This window comes from Mumia quercus (assembly GCF_025506335.1).
In the GTDB taxonomy this organism is placed as follows: Bacteria; Actinomycetota; Actinomycetes; order Propionibacteriales; family Nocardioidaceae; genus Mumia; species Mumia quercus.
Genome location: NZ_JANZYO010000004.1, coordinates 482,888 through 499,804 on the forward strand (window position 1 = coordinate 482,888; position 16,917 = coordinate 499,804).

The following is a 16,917-nucleotide window of genomic DNA, read 5'->3' on the forward strand; positions in this document are numbered from 1 at the left end:
GGGGCGCTGGAAATCCGGGGATCTCGGGCATTTCTTCCTATGCTGGTGTGCGTCACAAGACAACTGACCACACGCACGTCGGAGGAATCCCGTGAACCGTACTGAACTCGTAGCCGCTGTCGCCGAGACTGCCGGCACCACCAAGGCCGACGCCGATGCGGTCCTCAGCGCCTTCGGCGACACGCTCATCGACGCCGTGGGCAAGGGTGAGAAGGTCCAGATCCCGGGCCTGCTGACCGTTGAGCGTGTCGAGCGCGCCGCGCGCACCGGCCGCAACCCCGCGACCGGCGAGACCCTGGAGATCCCCGCCGGCTACGGCGTCAAGGTCACCGCGGGCAGCAAGCTCAAGAGCGCCGTCAAGTAAGACGCACCGCGAAGGGGCCCGGCCACGCGACCAGCGGACCGGGCCCCTTCGCGTACCCTCCCGTCCCCGACTTGGGCAGTTCTCCCCCGATTTGCGGCCGGATTCGGTGGCGTACTGCCCAAATCGGGGACGAGGCGGCACACTGGGCACGTGCCGGAGCTGCCCGAGGTCGCCGCGCTGGTGGACGACCTGTCACGACGCCTGGGGGTCACCGAGGGTGAACCCCGCGCGATCGCGGCTGCCTACCCGGCGGCGATCAGCGCCCTCAAGACGTACGACCCGCCCGTCAGCGCGCTGTCGGGACTTCTGGTCGACGGCGTGACGCGCCGCGGCAAGTTCCTCGACATCGAAGCCGGCGGGCTCCACCTGATCATCCACCTCGCCCGGGCCGGCTGGCTGCGCTGGAAGGACGAGCAGCCGAAGGCGCCCCCGCGCCCCGGGGGCGGCAAGAACCCGCTCGCGTTCCGCATCGTGCTCGATGACGGCTCGGGCTTCGACCTCACCGAGGCGGGCACCAAGAAGGGCCTCGCCGTCTACCTCGTACGCGACCCCGCCGAGGTGCCCGGCATCGCGCGCCTGGGTCCGGAACCGCTCGACGAGGCGTTCACACGCGACGCGCTGCGCGACATCCTCACGGCAGCCGGACGCGCCCAGATCAAGGGCGTGCTGCGCGACCAGTCGCAGATCGCCGGCATCGGCAACGCGTACTCGGACGAGATCCTCCACGTCGCGAAGATGTCGCCGTTCAAGCCCGCGAGCACGGTCGCGGCCTCGGAGGAGGACCTGACGGCGCTGTACGAGGCGATCGGCAGCACGCTGCGCGACGCGATCGCACGCTCCGACGGGCTGGCCGCAGCGGAGCTCAAGAAGGAGAAGAAGTCGGGCATGCGCGTGCACGCCCGTACCGGCGAGAAGTGCGACGTCTGCGGCGACACGATCCGCGAGGTCTCGTTCGCGGACTCGTCGCTGCAGTACTGCCCCACGTGCCAGACCGGCGGCAAACCGCTGGCCGACCGCCGGATGTCGAAGCTGCTGCGCTGAGTCGGCTCAGACCAGCGGACGGCCGGCCTGGTGCCAGGAGATGACACCGCCGGCGAGGTTGACGGCGTCGACCCCGCGCTGCTGGAGGAACGCGGTCGCGCGCGCGGAGCGGCCCCCGGCGTGGCAGTAGACCAGCACCTGACCGTCCGCCGGCACCTCGTCGGCGCGCTCGGCGAGCTGACCGAGCGGGATGTGCAGCGCTCCGTCGATGTGGCCGGCGGCCCACTCGTCGTCCTCGCGCACGTCGAGCACGACCAGCTCTGCGGGCACGGGATCGGGTACGCCGGAGACCTCGACGGTCGGGATGCTGATGTCGTCCATGCGGGACATCCTCCCAGGGGCCGGCAAGCCGGGGCGACGCGAGCGGCCGCGTGCGCCGGGGCCAGGGCTCGGAGGGTCCCGTGTTGGCTAGGCTTGGCACGGCCGGTCGCACGTGGCTCACCGGTCCGAGGAGGGACACCATGTCGCAAGGCCCGCAGGACCCGTACGGCCGCCCGTACACGCAGCAGCAGCCGCACTGGTCGACGCCGCACGCGCCGCCCACCTCGAGCGGGCGTGACGTCGAGCAGCCCTCGCCGTGGGGCAAGGTCGCCGTGGTCGGCCTCGTGCTCGGCGCCCTGGCGGCGCTCGGGTACGGCGTGTACGCCCTCACGTCCCGCCGCGGGATCTTCGCCGACCTCGCGGACGACCCGTCCTTGGTGAGCCGCAGCGCCGCCGAGAACAGCGACTCGCTCAACACCATCCTGGCCGGCGTCGCCGTCGCCGTCCTCGTGGTCGCGTTCGTCCTGTGGATCCTCGCGATCGCGCAGGGTCGCGGTCGCACCGGACTCGGCTGGGCCGGCCTCGGCCTCGCCGTGCTCGGCGCCGTCGCGGCTGGCGTCGGCGCGTTCCTCACGGTCGGCGTCGAGGACGTCGACGACGTGGACACGGCCGTCCTCGGCTACCTCGTGGTCGGCATCGGCATGGTGGTCGTCGCCCTCGGCTTCGTCCTCGGTGTGCTCGCGCTGCTCGCGACCCGCGACTCGGGACCGTCCGCGCAGCGCCGCCCGGAGCCCAACCCGGCGTACGGCCAGCCGCCGCAGCAGCCGCAGCAGCAGCCCCGCCCGCAGCAGTACGGCCAGCCGGAGCCGACGCAGCAGTTCCCGCGCCCGCAGTACGGCCAGCCGGGGCAGCAGCCGCAGCAGCCCCCGTACGGCCACCCGCAGCAGCCTTCGTACGGCCAGCCCGGCCAGCCCGGCCAGCAGCCGCAGCAGCCTCCGTACGGCCAGCCGGGCCAGCAGCCCCCGTACGGGCAGCCGCCGCAGGGTCCGGGCCAGCAGTACGGGCACCCCGGCCAGCCGCCGTACCCGCAGCAGGGTCCGTCCGAGCGTCAGTGACCGCGCGGTCACTCTCACCGATCTCAGGAGTACAAGCATGGGCAAGCGTTCCCGCCGCCGGGTGAAGCCGGAGAAGGTCGAGCGGATGCCGTTCCGCGCCCGGACGTTCGAAGGACTTCCGGGTGAGTGCGACCTCGTCGCGCTGCGCGAGTTCGTCCCGGCGGCGACCGCGACCCTCGGGCTTCGCAAGGAGCTCGACACCGACCGGAGCGTCCGCTTCGTCACTCTCCTGCCGTCCGCGTCCGCGGGGCTGGTGCGACCCGACGGTGAGATCTGGGTGGGCCTGCAGGTCCAGCACAACTTCGGTGACGTGAGCCGTGACCTGGCCGCCGTCATCCAGCAGGGCCTGGAGATCCCGGCGGGCACCGAGATCGTCCTCACCGACCCGGGCGTGGGCGAGCGTCTCCAGGACGTCATCGACCCCGACTCCGAGATCGCGGTCGACGTCCAGGAGGGGTTCGACTTCTGGACCGCCGGCATCGACGACCCGACCGGTGACGTCGCGGCAGCGATCGAGCAGGCGAACGAGATCGTCTCGCCGACCGTGCGGCTGGAGGAGGTCGACGCGGCGTACTGGACGCAGCTGGGCGAGCGCCAGTTCCTCCGCTGGGTGATGCCGTACGAGGAGGACGCGCTCCTGACCGCGCTGGCACGGCTGCGGGCCGCCGGCGAGGACCGGCTCGGCGAGCACGTCCGGCTCATCGGCTCGTTCCGTGCGCACGGCCTCCTCGTCCCCGTGTGGGACATGGAGGAGCCGACCCCGGCGGTCGAGCTCGAGGGTCCGGCCGCAGCGTTTGAAGGCCGACTCAAGGAGGCGCTGGCCGATTCGACGCCTTTGACCACCGAGCAGCGCGGGGCGCGGAACGGTCTCGCAAACCGCCAGATCACTGTCCGCTGAGGGAGAAAACCCGCATTGTGAGCATCTCGTGACCCAGGTCACGAAGTCGCCACTTGTACGACTGTTCAGGATGGCTTAGGCTCATGGTCAGGCCCCGGTCGTTGCTGTATCCCCCGTCAGCAGCGGCTGGGGTTTCCCAATGCCCCGAGCAGCTGAGCCCGATGCCCCGGAGATCTTGCGGCCGCGGGCTGCGTGCTAGCCTCGTCCCCATGTTGAGCGGGCGATTTTATGGGCACGACGTGCTGGTGAAGCCAGCGGTCGGTGCCCACGGCTGAGTCCCCAGCACCCACCCGCACAGCTAGCCAGCACAGGCACGGACCACTCGGTCCGTGCCTTTCGTCATTCGTGGCGGTGCCGGCAAGGAAAGCGGCGCCGCCGAGAGGAAGCGCCAGATGTCTCCGAGCACCACCCCCGCCGTCCGTACGACCAGCGACCTGCGAGTGCGCACGCTCGAGCCGCTCGAGCCGCCGCGTGAGGTCGTCGCGTCCCGTCCGCTGAGCGCGTCCGCTGCGGCCCTGGTGACCCGCGCCCGTGAGGCCGCGGCGGCGATCATGGCCGGGCGCGACGACCGGCTCCTCGTCCTCGTCGGTCCTTGCTCCATCCACGACCCGAGCGCGGCCCTCGACTACGCGCACCGCCTCGCCCCGCTCCGGGAGGCGTACGCCGACGAGCTCGAGATCGTGATGCGGGTCTACTTCGAGAAGCCGCGGACCACGATCGGCTGGAAGGGCCTCATCAACGACCCCGGCATGGACGAGACGTACGACGTACGCCGCGGTCTGCGGCTCGCCCGCACGGTGCTCCTCGACGTCCTCGCGACAGGCCTGCCTGCGGGGACGGAGCTGCTGGAGCCCACGAGCCCGCAGTACCTCGCCGACGCGGTGTCGTGGGGTGCCATCGGAGCCCGTACGCCGGAGAGCCAGGTGCACCGGCAGATGGTGTCCGGCCTGTCGATGCCCGTCGGGTTCAAGAACGCGACGGACGGCTCGGTCCAGGCCGCGATCGACGGGTGCCGCGCGGCCGAGGCGGAGCAGACGTTCTTCGGGATCGACGACGAGGGACGTGCCTGTGCGGTCTCCACGAGCGGCAACCCCGACTGCCACGTGATCCTGCGCGGAGGCCACAGCGGCCCCAACTACGGGGCGGACTCGCGCCGGGCGGCCCTGGCGCTGCTCGAGAAGGCGGGGATGCCGCAGCGCCTGGTCGTCGACGCGAGCCACGGCAACTCCGGCAAGGACCACGTCCGTCAGGCTGCCGTGGTGCGCGAGATCGCCCACGACGTGGCTGCCGGTGATGCCGGGATCGGCGGCGTGATGCTGGAGAGCTTCCTCGTGCCGGGCAAGCAGTCCCCCGCCCCGAGCGGCCTCACGTACGGGCAGAGCGTCACCGACGCGTGCATCGGCTGGGACGTCACCGCCGACCTCCTCGAGGAGCTCGCGACTGCCTCGCAAGCCCGGCGCCAGCGCCGTGCTCTCGCCTAGGCTGAGCGTCCTACCCCCGGGTAGGGTTCTAAGCGGTCGCTTACCTAGAGTGAGCCCGCAACCGCCCACCACGTCGTACGCATCAGGGAGCGAACATGAGGCTCGCGCTGTCAGCGGAGGACGCGCAGCTCCAGCAGGAGCTGCGGGAGTTCTTCACCACCAAGGTCCCTCAGGAGATCCGTGACGCCGTCCGCAACGGCGAGGAGCTCACGAAGGAGCAGATCGTCGCCTCGCAGCAGGCGCTGAACGCCGGCGGCTACGCCGTCCCGAACTGGCCCGTGGAGTGGGGCGGCAAGGGCTGGACGCCGCTGCAGCGCCACATCTGGCTCGACGAGATGCAGACCGCTGGTGTCCCCGCGCCGCTGCCGTTCAACGCCGGCATGGTCGGGCCGGTCATCGCGACGTTCGGCTCGCAGGAGCAGAAGGAGCGGTTCCTCCCGGCGACGGCCAACCTGGACATCTGGTGGTGCCAGGGCTTCTCCGAGCCCGACGCCGGGTCCGACCTTGCGTCCCTGCGCACGACGGCGGTCCGCGACGGTGACGAGTGGGTCGTCAACGGCCAGAAGACGTGGACGACCCTCGGTCAGCACGCCGACTGGATCTTCTGCCTGGTCCGGACCAACCCGGAGGCGCCGAAGAAGCAGCAGGGCATCTCGTTCCTGCTCTTCGAGATGTCCACGCCGGGAGTGACCGTCCGCCCGATCAAGCTCATCGACGGCGGGTACGAGGTCAACGAGGTCTTCTTCGACAACGTCCGCGTGCCTGCCGACCAGCTCGTCGGCGAGGAGAACCGGGGCTGGGACTACGCGAAGTTCCTCCTCGGCAACGAGCGCGACGGCATCGGCGCGACCGGCAGCACCAAGCTGCGCCTCCAGGTGCTCAAGGAGCACGCGTCGGCGCCGCTGGCCGACGGCACCCGCCCGATCGACGACCCGGCGGTGGCGGCGAGGTTCGCGTCGCTCGAGAACCAGCTCCTGTCGCTGGAGCTGACGGCGCTGCGGGTTGCCGGAGCCTCGAAGAACGGCAAGCCGGACCCGGTCTCGTCGATTCTCAAGCTGACCGGCTCGCAGCTGCAGCAGGCGGTCTCCGAGCTCGCCGTCGACGTCGCGGGCGGGGACGTCCTCGCCGCGGGCGCCGGTGACGACTCCGACGTGCCGATGTGGGCGGGCCACTCGGTGCCGACCTACCTGAACCTCCGCAAGGTGTCGATCTACGGCGGGTCCAACGAGGTCCAGCGCCAGATCATCGCCGGCACGATCCTGGGACTGTGAGGGACTGACATGGATTTCACCTACGACACCGAGCAGGTCGCGCTGCGCGACGCGGTCCGGGGCATCCTCGGCCAGGCCGCCGGCAACCGCGAGAAGGTCACCGCCAACGAGCCCGGCTGGGACCGTGAGGTCTGGGGCAAGCTCGCCGAGATGGGGCTGCTGGGCCTCCCGTTCGACGAGGCGTACGACGGCGCGGGCGCGAGCGCGGTCGAGGTCGGGATCGTCGCGCAGGAGATCGGTCGCGTGCTGGCGCCGGAGCCGTTCATCGACGTCGTCGTCGGTGCCGGGCAGCTGATCGCCGACGCCGGCACGGAGCAGCAGAAGCAGGAGCTCTTGCCGAAGATCGCCGCGGGCGAGCTCGTCGCCGTCGTCGCGCACGCCGAGCCGCGTGCGCCGCACGGCACCGCTGCGTACGGGGTCACCGCGACGGCGGCCGGGGACGCGTGGACGCTCGACGGCGTCAAGGAGCCCGTACGCCACGGTGGCGCCGCGGACGTGCTGATCGTGAGCGCCAAGGACGGCGACGCGACGCGGCTGTTCGTCGTCGACGCGAACGCCGCAGGCGTCACGCGCACCACGTACGCGACGCCCGACGACTCGTACGCGGCCCGCATCGTGCTGTCCGGCGCTGCGGCGACCCCGCTGGGCGAGGGCGGCGAGGACGCGCTGGCGTCCGCGTTCGTCCGGCTGCAGACCGCGTACGGCGCCGAGGCGATCGGGGCGATGGAGGTCTCCGTCGAGACCACCGTCGGCTACCTCAAGACACGCAAGCAGTTCGGCGTGACGCTGTCGAAGTTCCAGGCGCTCACGTTCCGGGCGGCCGACATGTACACCTCGCTCGAGCTCGCCCGCTCGATCTCGATGTGGGCGACGATGTCGCTGGCCGAGAAGGGGCCTGACGCGCTGGTCGCGTCGCGCCTGCAGGCCGAGCTGGGTCGTACGGGGCGCCACATCAGCCAGGAGTCGATCCAGCTCCACGGTGGCATCGGCGTGACGGCGGAGTACTCGATCAGCCACTACGCCGCACGGCTGACGGTCCTCGACCGCACGCTCGGCAACCAGGCGTACCACCTCGCCCGCATCGCCGACGGCGTCGCCGACCGCGGCATCGTCGAGCTGCTGCGCTGACGTACGACCACCCGGTGAGCCACGTCCGCCACAGGTGAGCCACGACGACCGTCGCTCACGACCGGCAGACGTGGCTCACCGCTACTCTGCCGCCATGACGCGACTCCGTACGGCGTGGGCCGCCGCGCCGCTCGCGCTCCTGGTCGGCTGTGGCTCGGCGGTGGACGAGGGGGCGGCACGGGCCTGCACGATGATCGGCTCGTCCCCGGGCGTCACGGTGACGGTCGAGCCGCCGTTGGCAGCCGAGGCGACCGCCGTCCGTCTCCACGTCTGCTGGGGCGGGGACTGCGTAGTCGCGGAGTCCTCGCTGCAGCCCGGGCAGGAGGCGGTCGACGAGGGGTGCGACGGCGACGACGCCGACGCGGTCTGCAGCGCCCGCGCGACGCCGGACGGCACGATGCGCGGCTTCGTCGCGGTCGAGACGCTCCCGGCCCAGGAGGTCGAGCTGAACGCCGTCGTCCTCCGGCGCGACGGCACCGAGGCCCACCGCGCCGACACCCGCGTGACGCCGGCGGTCACCTACCCGAACGGCGAGCACTGCGACCCCGGCGGCATCCAGACGGCGCTCACGCTCCCCTGACGCCGCTTCCCCGCGGGCGGGAGCGATGAGTTCCGCCGCCGCGACCGGTCCGCGCTCCATGACGACCTTTCTGCTCATCCCCGGCGCCGGCGGGCACCCCGGCTACTGGTCCCGGCTCGTGCCTGAGCTCGAGCGCCGAGGCCACACGGCCATCCCCGTCGACATCCCGCAGCACGACGAGGCGACGGGCATCGAGGACCACGTCGAAGTCGTGCTGCAGGCAGCGAAGGCACCCGGTACACCCGCCGAACCGCCGGTCGTCGTCGCGCAGTCCATGGGCGCGTTCATCGGCCCGCTCGTGTGCGCACGCATCCCCGTGGCCCAGCTGGTCCTGCTCAACCCGATGATCCCGTCGCCAGGTGAGACTCCCGGCCAGTGGTGGGGAGCGACCGGCAGCTCCGCGGCGCGGCGCGAGGCCGGGTGGGAGGGGTTCGACGTGCAGCGCGACTTCTTCCACGACGTCCCCGACGACCTGACCGCGATGCTCCTCGAGGGCGAGGACCGAGAGCCGTCGGACCGCTCGTTCGCCGAGCCCTGGCCGGCGGAGCGCTGGCCGGACGTGCCGACGGTGGTGCTCGCCGGGACCGACGACCGGATCTTCCCGATCGCGTTCCAGCGTCGCGTCGCGCAGGAGCGACTCGGCCTCACGCCGTACGAGATGCCGGGTGGTCACCTGGTGGCGCTGAGCCGTCCGGTCGAGCTCGCCGACCAGCTGGAGGCGCTCGCCTCCGGACCCGCCTGAGGCCCACGCGGAAAGTTTCGTCCGCGCTGTCGAAAAGCGCAGCGCTCGTTCGGCGTACGGGTGAGAGACGTTTCGACACTAGGGTCGGGACGTCGACACCGAACAGGGAGAACGACATGCGAGTCATGGTCTTGATGCAGTCCACGCCGGAGTGGGAGACGCTGGGTCAGATGCCCACCACCGAGATGCTCGCGGCGATGGGCACGTACAACGAAGAGCTCGTCAAGGCGGGCATCATGCTCGACGGCGACGGGCTGAAGAACAGCAACGAGGGCGCTCGGATCGTGTTCGGCGGCGGTGAGCCTCGCGTCGTCGACGGGCCGTTCACCGAGAGCAAGGAGCTGCTCGCCGGCTACTGGATCTGGGAGGTCAAGTCCTTCGAGGAGGCCGTCGAGTGGGCGAAGCGGATCCCGCACGACCCCAGCGAGCCCGGTCAGGTCGAGCTGCGGCCGATCTTCGAGGCGGAGGACTTCGGCGCGGAGTACACGCCCGAGGTGAAGGAGCAGGAGGACCGGATCCGCGAGCAGCTCCAGCAGCAGCGCGGGTCCTGAGCCACCGCCGACTGGAGACGCGGATGCCCGGCGACGTCGGTCGCACGATCGACGCGATCTGGAGGATGGAGTCGGCGCGCGTGGTCGCCGGGCTCGTCCGCGTCGTCCACGACGTCGGGTACGCCGAGGACCTCGCTCAGGACGCGCTGGTCGTCGCGCTCGAGAAGTGGCCGCGCGACGGCGTCCCCGACAACCCCGGCGCCTGGCTGACGAAGGTCGCCCGCAACCTCGCCGTCGACAAGGTGCGGCGCGAGAAGCGAGGGCGGGAGAAGTACGCGGTCCTCGCACCGGAGCTCGAGGCACAGCGCCGCGCCGCCACGCCGGACCCGGAGGCCGTCGTCGAGGACCCCGTCGGTGACGACGTGCTCCGGCTCCTGTTCGTCGCCTGCCACCCGGTGCTCACGCGTGACGCGCAGGTCGCGTTGACCCTGCGGATGCTCGGCGGGTTGTCGACCGACGAGATCGCGCGCGCCTTCCTGGCGTCGTCGGCGACCGTCGGTCAGCGGATCTCCCGGGCGAAGCGCACGCTCTCCGAGGCGCAGGTCCCGTTCGAGGTGCCGCCGGCCGACGAGCTCCCCGCACGTCTCGCCGCGGTGCTCGAGGTCGTCTACCTGATCTTCAACGAGGGCTACTCCGCCAGCTCGGGCGACCGGCTCATCCGCGACGACCTGTGCGGAGAGGCGATGCGGCTGGGGCGGGTCCTCGCCGCGCTCCTGCCGCGCGAGCCCGAGCCGTACGGGCTGGTCGCGCTGATGGAGATCCAGGCGTCGCGCTTCGCGGCGCGGACCGACCGTCACGGCGCGCCGGTCCTCCTCGACGACCAGGACCGCTCGCGCTGGGACCGCACCCTGATCCGCCACGGGCTCGGGGCGCTCAACCGCGCGGTGGCGCTGCGACGTCCCCTCGGTCCGTACACGCTGCAGGCCGCCATCGCGGCCTGCCACGCCCGTGCCACGACGCCGCAGGAGACCGACTGGGAGCGGATCGTCGCCCTGTACGACGCCCTGGCCGCGCTCAACCCCTCGCCCGTGGTCGAGCTCAACCGTGCCGTCGCCGTCAGCCGGGCGTACGGGGCTGCCGAGGGCCTGACGGTCCTCGAGCCGCTGCGCCGCGACCCGCGCCTGGCGTCGTACCACCTCCTGCCGAGCGTGCGGGCGGACCTGCTGGTGCGCCTGGGGCGCGACGCCGAGGCGGCTGCGGAGTTCGAGGCCGCGGCAGCGCTGGCCGGCAACGCGCACGACCGGCGGGCGCTGCTCGAGCTCGCGGCCGCCGCGCAGGAGCGGGCCGGCGTGCCACGGCGGTGAGCGTCGGGCGCGGCGCCGTCAGGCAGGGAGGTCGCGGATCTTGGCTGCGAGCACGGCGCGGTCCGACGCGTTCTCGGTGAGCGAGGCGGCACGTTCGAGCTCGGCGCGCGCTTCCTCGTACCGTCCGGCAGTCGCCAGCAGCTCGCCACGGACGCTCGGCAGGAGGTGGTACGACGCCAGGCGCGCGTCGGCGCACAACGGCTCGAGCACGCGGAGCCCTGCCTCGGCCCCGTACGCGTGGCTGACCGCGACGGCACGGTTGACCTCGACGACGGGCGAGGGCGCGACGGCCGCCAGCTCGGCGTACAGGCGGGCCATCCCCTCCCAGTCTGTCTCCTCCGGCGTCATGGCACGGGCGTGGCAGGCGGCGATGGCGGCCTGCAGCGTGAAGACGCCGCCGCCGAGGCGCTGGGCGCGCTCCAGTGCCTCGAGTCCGCGCCGGATCAGCAGCCGGTCCCACCGGCGGCGGTCCTGGGCGAGCAGCAGCACGGGGTTGCCGTCGGCGTCGGTACGGGCACGCTGGCGAGACGCCTGGATCTCCATCAGCGCGACCAGGCCGTGGACCTCGGCCTCGTCGGGGGCGAGGGTCGCGAGCATCCGGCCGAGCCGCAGCGCCTCCTCGAGGAGTGCCGGCCGCATCCAGTCGTCGCCGGCGGTCGCCGCGTACCCCTCGTTGAAGATCAGGTAGACGACCTCGAGCACCGACGCGAGCCGGTCGGCGCGCTGCGCGGCGTCGGGGACCTCGAACGGCACGCCCGACTCCGACAGCGTCCGCTTGGCGCGCGAGACCCGCTGGCCGATCGTCGCGTCGGCGACGAGGAACGCGCGGGCGATCTCGTGCGTCGTGAGTCCGCCGAGCAGGCGGAGCGTGAGGGCGACCCGGGCGTCCGGGCCGAGGACCGGGTGGCAGCACACGAAGACGAGACGCAGCAGGCTGTCCTCGATCGGGGCGTCCACGAGGTCGTCCAGGTCCGCGGCGGCGGCTTCCCGGCTCGCGCTGAGCTGCGCGACCTCGGCGAGCGCCGAGCGCCGTGTGATCTCTCGTCGTACGTGGTCGATCGCGCGGCGGCGGACGACCGTCATGAGCCAGGCCCCAGGACGCCGCGGAACCCCGGACAGCGGCCACTGCTCGAGGGCGGCGACGAGTGCGTCCTGGGCGAGGTCCTCGGCGACGCCGAGGTCGTGGGTGATCCGGGCGGCGGACGCGACGAGCTTGGCCGCCTCCAGCCTCCAGACCGCCTCGACCTCGGCGACCTCCGGGCTCGGACTCAGGGGGTGTCACCGCCGTCGTCGGCGATCTGGCGGATCTCGACGCTGATGTCGCCGCCGGCGGCGTCGGCGAACTTGCGCGCCCAGCCCTTGGCTTCCTCCATCGAGCGAGCCTGGATGAGGGCGAACCCGCCGACGATCTCCTTCGCCTCCGCGAACGGGCCGTCGGTGACGGTGACCTCACCCGCGCGCGAGACCACGCGTGCGGCGAAGCGGGTGGGCAGCAGGCCCTCGGCCTGGAGGAGGGCTCCGGCTTGCGCCGCCTCCGCCATGAACGCGCCCATCCGCTCGAAGACCTCCGGTGCCGGCGGGATGCCGGCCTCGAACGTCGCGGCGTCGGTCTTGCTGGTCATCAGGTATCGCACGTGTGCCTCCTGTGTCGGGACCGGGCTCGATCGCCCGATGCTCTCACCTGTACGTCGGGCGAGGAGGCCGGTTTTCGACACGAGGTGGCGACGATCGTGGGACGCCGCCTCTACGGTGGTCGGCGTGGACGATCTCGAGATCATGCCGGTGGAGGTGGCCGACGAGGACGCAGCGCGAGAGGTGCTCACCGTGCAGCGGGCCGCGTACGCGATCGAGGCCGAGCTCATCGGCTTCCCCGACCTGCCGATGCTCCACGAGACGCTCGACGAGCTGCGGGCGAGCAAGGAGTCGTTCCTCGGCGCGTACGCGGGCGGGCGGCTGGTCGGGGTCGTGTCGTGGGACGTGCTCGAGGACGGCACCGTCGACGTGTTCCGTCTCGTGGTCGACCCCGCTGCACACCGCCGCGGTGTCGCCTCGCTGCTGCTCGAGTCGTTGGCGGCGTGGGAGCCGACGACCCGCACGATCGTCTCGACGGGGAGCGCGAACGCGCCGGCGCTCGCGCTGTACGCCCGTCACGGGTTCGTCCGGGTCGCAGAGCGCGAGGTGGCGCCGGGAGTCCGACTGACCGACCTGGAGCGCCGCGAGGTATTTTGAGGCATGACCACCAAGGAGATCGACTTCGACGGCGGGATCCTCGTCGGCCACGACGGATCCGACTTCTCCGACCAGGCGGTGCGCTGGGCCCTCGAGTACGGCAAGCTCACGGGCCAGCCCGTGACCGTGGTCCGCGCGTGGGTCCTCACGACGGCCCCGCGCCCGAAGACGTGGGAGCCCGGCTACATGCCGCCCCTCGAGGACTTCGCGGCGGCCGTGGTCGAGCGCCTCGAGGAGGACATCGCTCCGCTCCTCGCCGACTTCTCCGGTGTGGAGGTGCGCACGTGCGCCGTCCACGGCAAGCCTGCGCCGCGCCTCATCGAGGCCTCCGAGAAGGCGTCGACCGTGGTGGTGGGTCGTCGCGGTCTCGGCGGGTTCAAGGGCCTGGTGCTCGGCTCGGTCAGCGAGCAGGTCGTCCGGCACGCGAAGGCGACCGTCATCGTGGTCAACCCCGAGGGTGAGGACGAGACCCCGGACGCCCGCAACGTCTTGGACTCGAGCCTGTCCGACGACGCCTGAGCATGTGGGTCGGCACGATCGAGTTCGACCTGCTCCTCGGTGACGTCCACACCCTGAAGGAGAAGCGCGCCTTCGTACGCCCGCTGGTCGCCGACCTGCGGCGTACGTTCGACGTCGCGGTCGCCGAGACCGGGGAGCAGGACCTCTACCGGCGCGCTGCCGTCGGCGTGGCGGTCGTCGCCGGCGACAACGGTCACGTCATCGACGTGCTGGACCGCGTGGAGCAGTTCGTGGCGGCGCGGCCCGAGGTCGACCTGCTGGCGGCGCACCGCGCGTTCTTCAACACCGACGACTGACGCCGCGGGCCCTTGCGGACGCGGCGGCCTGCGGCGTACCGTCCTAAATACTCACTTTGTTGACTATGCAGGAGGGTCGCGATGGCGAACGCCGCCGAAGGGTTCCGGGCTGGCGGTCGAGGCGCGTGACGTCGACGCCTTCGACGCCGTGCTCGCGAGCGACGTCACGTTCCACAGCCCGGTGAAGTTCTCGCCGTTCCAGGGTCGCGACGTGGTCAAGCAGGTGCTCTCGCTCGTGATGGTCGTCTTCGAGGACTTCCGGTACGTGGGCGAGCTCGACGGTGCTGGGTCGCGTGCCGACGAGGGCGACGACGTGCCGGCCGAGATCCTCGTCTTCCGTGCGACGGTCGACGGCAAGGCGGTGCACGGCATCGACATGCTTCACCTCGGCGAGGACGGTCTCGTGGACGAGCTCACCGTCATGCTCCGCCCTCTCTCGGCGGTCGAGGCGATGCGCGACGCGATGAACCGCAAGATGGTCGAGGCCGGACTCGCGCCCGCCTCCATCCTGGTCTGAGGGCGGTCTAGCCTGCGGGTCGCGTCTCGCGCCGCAGGCCCCACCGCAGCGTGCTGGCCCCACCGGACGTTTCCGGTGGGGCGTGCACTTTCCAGTGGGCCCAACGGAAAGCGCAGCGGCGGTCACGCCACGCACGGCTCGGGTTCGCAGTCCTCGCAGTCCTCGCGGGGTGCGACCTTGCGCACCCGGGGGCGTCCGCGTCCACGCTTCGCGGCGACGGGGGTGCCCTTCACGAACACCTCGCCACCCCACACGCCCCACGGCTCACGGCGCTCGATCGCCGCCGTGAGGCACAGGTCGCGGATCGGGCACTCCAGGCACAGCGCCTTCGCTTGCTCGATCTCGTCGGTGTGCTCCGCGAACCACAGGTCGGGCCCGAGCACGCGGCACGGCACGTCAGGAGTGTCGAGCGCGACCCTCGCCACGGCGGTCATCCGATCAGCTCCTTGGCTCGTGCGCGGATCCCCATGGCGTCAAGCCCGTGGGCTGCCGCGTGGTCCTTGGGCGAGCCGTAGCGCCGCAGTTCGACGTCGCGCGGCACGCCCACGTACGCGACGCGGCTGGCGCGGTCGGAGAGCGCGGCGGCCACGGCGGCCGCGCTCGTCCCCTCGAGGTACGGCTCCACGACGGCGAGGACGGGGGCCGGGCCGGCGAGGGTCCGCAGGCCGGCGGTGTCGAGCGGGTGCGGGGTCGACGTGTACGCCACGCGTACGGGCAGGTCACGCGTCGCTTCGAGGACGGTGTCGAGCAGCGGGCCGACCGCGAGGACCAGCGGGCGTACGTGCGCGCCGCCACGGACGAGGTGCAGCAGGCCGTCCGCAGGGTGTGCGCGGGTGTTCTGCAGGGCCGACATCCGGATGTAGACGCGGTCGTCGGTGCCGGCCGCCCGGCGGAGCATGCGCGTGAGCTCGTCCGCGTGGCCGGGGACGTGCACCGTCCAGCCCGGCAGCGCCGAGACGAGCGCGACGTCCGCGGGCGCCTGGTGCGTACGGCCGGCAGTGCTGGCGTCGTACGACGCGCCGGTGCTGACGAGGACGGCGCCGACGTCCTGGTGCCCGAGGTCGAGCTTGATCTGCTCGTACGCGCGCTCCACGAGGAACGGGGCGTAGGTGTGGACGATCGGCCGGAGGCCGGTGAGGGCGAGTCCGCCGGCGACGCCGACCATGGCCTGTTCGCGGATCCCGACGTCGATGACGCGCTCCGGGTGGCGTGCGGACACGTCGCCGAGGCTTCCGGAGCCGATCACGGCCAGGACCAGCGCCGTACGGGGCTCGGCGTCGAGCAGCGGCCCGACGTCGGCGTAGAAGCGCTCGCGCATCGTCTGGCGAGTCATGCAGCGGTTCCCTTCGCGGTCGCGGTGGTGGTGTGTCCCAGGTCTGACTGGTGCGGGCGGCCGAACTCGTCGGTCGTGTGCGCGACGACGACCGAGGGCCGGTCGGGGTCGCTGCGGCGCAGGGCGGTACGCAGCGCCGCGTGGTCGTGCCCGTCGACGTCCGCGGTGGCCCAGCCCTCGACGGCGAAGCGGGCGGCGATCCCACCGGGCCAGCCGAGGTTGTCCGAGCGGTTGTCCACGACGACGCAGGTGAGGTTCGCCAGTCCGAACCGCCCGGCGACGGCGATCGCCTCGGCGTTGCTGCCCTCGTCGAGCTCGGCGTCGCCGACGAGGACGACGACGCGCGCGGGGTTGTCCTGGAGGCGCAGCCCGAGCGCGTTCCCGACGGCGAGGGGCAGGCCGTGGCCGAGCGACCCGCTGCCGATCTCGATGCCCGGCACGAGGGTGCGGTCGGGGTGGTGGCCGAGGCGCGAGTCCCACGCCGCGACGTCGTCGAGCCACGCGGCGGGGAAGAATCCCTTGGCCGCCAGCACGGCGTACGTGGAGGCCGGGCCGTGTCCCTTGGAGAGCAGGAAGCGGTCGCGGGCGGGGTCGTCGACACGGTCGGGGGCGACGTCGAGCACTCGGTCGTACAGCACCCAGACGACGTCGAGCGTCGAGTGGGAGCTGGGGTCGTGCTTCTCGTCACCGGTGACGCGAGACAGCAGGTCGAGAACGGGTGGAGGGACGGTCGTCGTGGCCATGCCGGTATCGTGCAAGTTCAAGTTGACTTGAGATCAAGTGTCGAACCGCACGTCCAGGAGGCACGGTGACGCCCGAGACCCACCTGACGATCGGCGAGCTCGCGGAGCGTAGCGGGGTGGCCGCCTCGGGGCTGCGCTACTACGAGTCGCTCGGGCTCATCACGTCCGAGCGCACCGCTGGCAACCAGCGCCGCTACCTCCGCAGCACGCTGCGCCGCGTGGCGTTCGTCCGGACGGCGTCGCGCATCGGGCTCACGCTCGACGAGATCCGGGAGGCGCTCGCCACGCTCCCGGACGGGCGTACGCCGACGAAGAAGGACTGGAGCCGGCTCTCGCGCGCGTGGCGTCCGCGCCTGGACGCCCGGATCGCCGAGCTCGAACGCCTGCGCGACGAGCTCGACTCGTGCATCGGCTGCGGGTGCCTCTCGCTCCAGCGGTGCGGGCTCTACAACCCCGGCGACCGGGCGTCGCGGCTCGGGCCGGGGCCGCGCTTCCTCGAGGGCGACACCCCGGCCGACGCCGCGCAGGCGTGACCCGTACGCCG

22 protein-coding genes are annotated in these 16,917 nt (G+C 72.2%); 16 read left to right on the forward strand and 6 right to left on the reverse strand.

Going from position 1 to position 16,917, the window contains the following annotated elements; translation table 11 throughout:
* Positions 1-91: 91 nt before the first annotated feature.
* Together NYZ95_RS11675 and NYZ95_RS11680 are read left to right on the forward strand one after the other, a co-directional pair.
* A complete protein-coding gene (locus NYZ95_RS11675; RefSeq protein ID WP_262851443.1) occupies positions 92-364 on the forward strand; it encodes an HU family DNA-binding protein in 273 nt (90 codons plus the stop codon).
* Positions 365-514: 150 nt separating this feature from the next.
* Positions 515-1,405, forward strand: a complete 891-nt coding sequence (locus NYZ95_RS11680; RefSeq protein WP_262851444.1) for a DNA-formamidopyrimidine glycosylase family protein — start codon at positions 515-517, stop codon at positions 1,403-1,405.
* Between the two features lie 6 nt (positions 1,406-1,411).
* On the opposite strand, the gene NYZ95_RS11685 is transcribed toward NYZ95_RS11680, so the two are convergent.
* Positions 1,412-1,726 (reverse strand): rhodanese-like domain-containing protein, encoded by a 315-nt coding sequence (locus NYZ95_RS11685; protein ID WP_262851446.1) that lies wholly within the window; start codon positions 1,724-1,726, stop codon positions 1,412-1,414.
* 140 nt (positions 1,727-1,866) lie between these two features.
* Here NYZ95_RS11685 and NYZ95_RS11690 point away from each other — a divergent pair, with 140 nt between their 5' ends.
* From NYZ95_RS11690 to NYZ95_RS11730, 9 genes are all read left to right on the forward strand, one after another.
* Positions 1,867-2,781, forward strand: a complete 915-nt coding sequence (locus NYZ95_RS11690) for a hypothetical protein (protein WP_262851447.1) — start codon at positions 1,867-1,869, stop codon at positions 2,779-2,781.
* 37 nt (positions 2,782-2,818) lie between these two features.
* Positions 2,819-3,679, forward strand: coding sequence for a DUF5926 family protein (locus tag NYZ95_RS11695; protein ID WP_262851448.1), 861 nt, complete (start codon positions 2,819-2,821; stop codon positions 3,677-3,679).
* Positions 3,680-4,071: 392 nt separating this feature from the next.
* Entirely contained in the window at positions 4,072-5,160 is a 1,089-nt protein-coding gene (locus NYZ95_RS11700) for a 3-deoxy-7-phosphoheptulonate synthase (RefSeq protein ID WP_262851449.1), read from the forward strand.
* Between the two features lie 95 nt (positions 5,161-5,255).
* The gene (locus NYZ95_RS11705; protein WP_262851450.1) at positions 5,256-6,431 is read left to right on the forward strand and encodes an acyl-CoA dehydrogenase family protein; all 1,176 of its coding nucleotides are present in this window, start codon (positions 5,256-5,258) and stop codon (positions 6,429-6,431) included.
* Between the two features lie 9 nt (positions 6,432-6,440).
* On the forward strand, positions 6,441-7,559 hold the full coding sequence (locus NYZ95_RS11710) for an acyl-CoA dehydrogenase family protein (RefSeq protein ID WP_262851451.1): 1,119 nt from the start codon (positions 6,441-6,443) through the stop codon (positions 7,557-7,559).
* 94 nt (positions 7,560-7,653) lie between these two features.
* On the forward strand, positions 7,654-8,139 hold the full coding sequence (locus tag NYZ95_RS11715) for a hypothetical protein (protein WP_262851452.1): 486 nt from the start codon (positions 7,654-7,656) through the stop codon (positions 8,137-8,139).
* A gap of 58 nt (positions 8,140-8,197) precedes the next feature.
* Entirely contained in the window at positions 8,198-8,881 is a 684-nt protein-coding gene (locus NYZ95_RS11720; RefSeq protein ID WP_262851453.1) for an alpha/beta fold hydrolase, read from the forward strand.
* 116 nt (positions 8,882-8,997) lie between these two features.
* On the forward strand, positions 8,998-9,432 hold the full coding sequence (locus tag NYZ95_RS11725; protein ID WP_262851454.1) for a YciI family protein: 435 nt from the start codon (positions 8,998-9,000) through the stop codon (positions 9,430-9,432).
* A 23-nt stretch (positions 9,433-9,455) separates the two neighbouring features.
* Complete coding sequence (locus NYZ95_RS11730; RefSeq protein ID WP_262851455.1) at positions 9,456-10,736, forward strand: RNA polymerase sigma factor; 1,281 nt, start codon at positions 9,456-9,458, stop codon at positions 10,734-10,736.
* A gap of 18 nt (positions 10,737-10,754) precedes the next feature.
* On the opposite strand, the gene NYZ95_RS11735 is transcribed toward NYZ95_RS11730, so the two are convergent.
* Both NYZ95_RS11735 and NYZ95_RS11740 read right to left on the reverse strand, forming a co-directional pair.
* Entirely contained in the window at positions 10,755-12,008 is a 1,254-nt protein-coding gene (locus tag NYZ95_RS11735) for an RNA polymerase sigma factor (RefSeq protein WP_262851557.1), read from the reverse strand.
* Positions 12,005-12,370: a YciI family protein gene (locus NYZ95_RS11740; protein ID WP_262851456.1), complete on the reverse strand. Its 366-nt coding sequence runs from the start codon at positions 12,368-12,370 to the stop codon at positions 12,005-12,007. The genes NYZ95_RS11735 and NYZ95_RS11740 overlap by 4 nt, the downstream gene beginning before the upstream one ends.
* Positions 12,371-12,494: 124 nt before the next feature.
* Here NYZ95_RS11740 and NYZ95_RS11745 point away from each other — a divergent pair, with 124 nt between their 5' ends.
* The 4 genes from NYZ95_RS11745 (at position 12,495) to NYZ95_RS11760 (ending at position 14,297) form a co-directional block, all read left to right on the forward strand.
* Positions 12,495-12,965, forward strand: a complete 471-nt coding sequence (locus NYZ95_RS11745) for a GNAT family N-acetyltransferase (RefSeq protein ID WP_262851457.1) — start codon at positions 12,495-12,497, stop codon at positions 12,963-12,965.
* Positions 12,966-12,968: 3 nt separating this feature from the next.
* A complete protein-coding gene (locus NYZ95_RS11750; RefSeq protein ID WP_262851458.1) occupies positions 12,969-13,484 on the forward strand; it encodes a universal stress protein in 516 nt (171 codons plus the stop codon).
* A 2-nt stretch (positions 13,485-13,486) separates the two neighbouring features.
* On the forward strand, positions 13,487-13,780 hold the full coding sequence (locus NYZ95_RS11755; protein WP_262851459.1) for a DUF503 domain-containing protein: 294 nt from the start codon (positions 13,487-13,489) through the stop codon (positions 13,778-13,780).
* A gap of 109 nt (positions 13,781-13,889) precedes the next feature.
* Complete coding sequence (locus NYZ95_RS11760) at positions 13,890-14,297, forward strand: nuclear transport factor 2 family protein (RefSeq protein ID WP_262851559.1); 408 nt, start codon at positions 13,890-13,892, stop codon at positions 14,295-14,297.
* Between the two features lie 122 nt (positions 14,298-14,419).
* Here the strand turns inward: NYZ95_RS11760 and NYZ95_RS11765 are convergent, their stop codons facing one another.
* From NYZ95_RS11765 to NYZ95_RS11775, 3 genes are read right to left on the reverse strand one after another with little or no spacing between them, the layout of a single operon-like run.
* Positions 14,420-14,731, reverse strand: coding sequence for a WhiB family transcriptional regulator (locus NYZ95_RS11765; protein ID WP_262851460.1), 312 nt, complete (start codon positions 14,729-14,731; stop codon positions 14,420-14,422).
* Entirely contained in the window at positions 14,728-15,630 is a 903-nt protein-coding gene (locus NYZ95_RS11770; RefSeq protein WP_262851462.1) for a transketolase family protein, read from the reverse strand. Before NYZ95_RS11770 ends, NYZ95_RS11765 begins: the two co-directional genes overlap by 4 nt.
* Entirely contained in the window at positions 15,627-16,373 is a 747-nt protein-coding gene (locus NYZ95_RS11775; RefSeq protein ID WP_262851463.1) for a thiamine pyrophosphate-binding protein, read from the reverse strand. Before NYZ95_RS11775 ends, NYZ95_RS11770 begins: the two co-directional genes overlap by 4 nt.
* Before the next feature lie 65 nt (positions 16,374-16,438).
* Here NYZ95_RS11775 and soxR point away from each other — a divergent pair, with 65 nt between their 5' ends.
* Complete coding sequence (gene soxR, locus NYZ95_RS11780; RefSeq protein WP_262851464.1) at positions 16,439-16,906, forward strand: redox-sensitive transcriptional activator SoxR; 468 nt, start codon at positions 16,439-16,441, stop codon at positions 16,904-16,906.
* Positions 16,907-16,917: the final 11 nt, after the last annotated feature.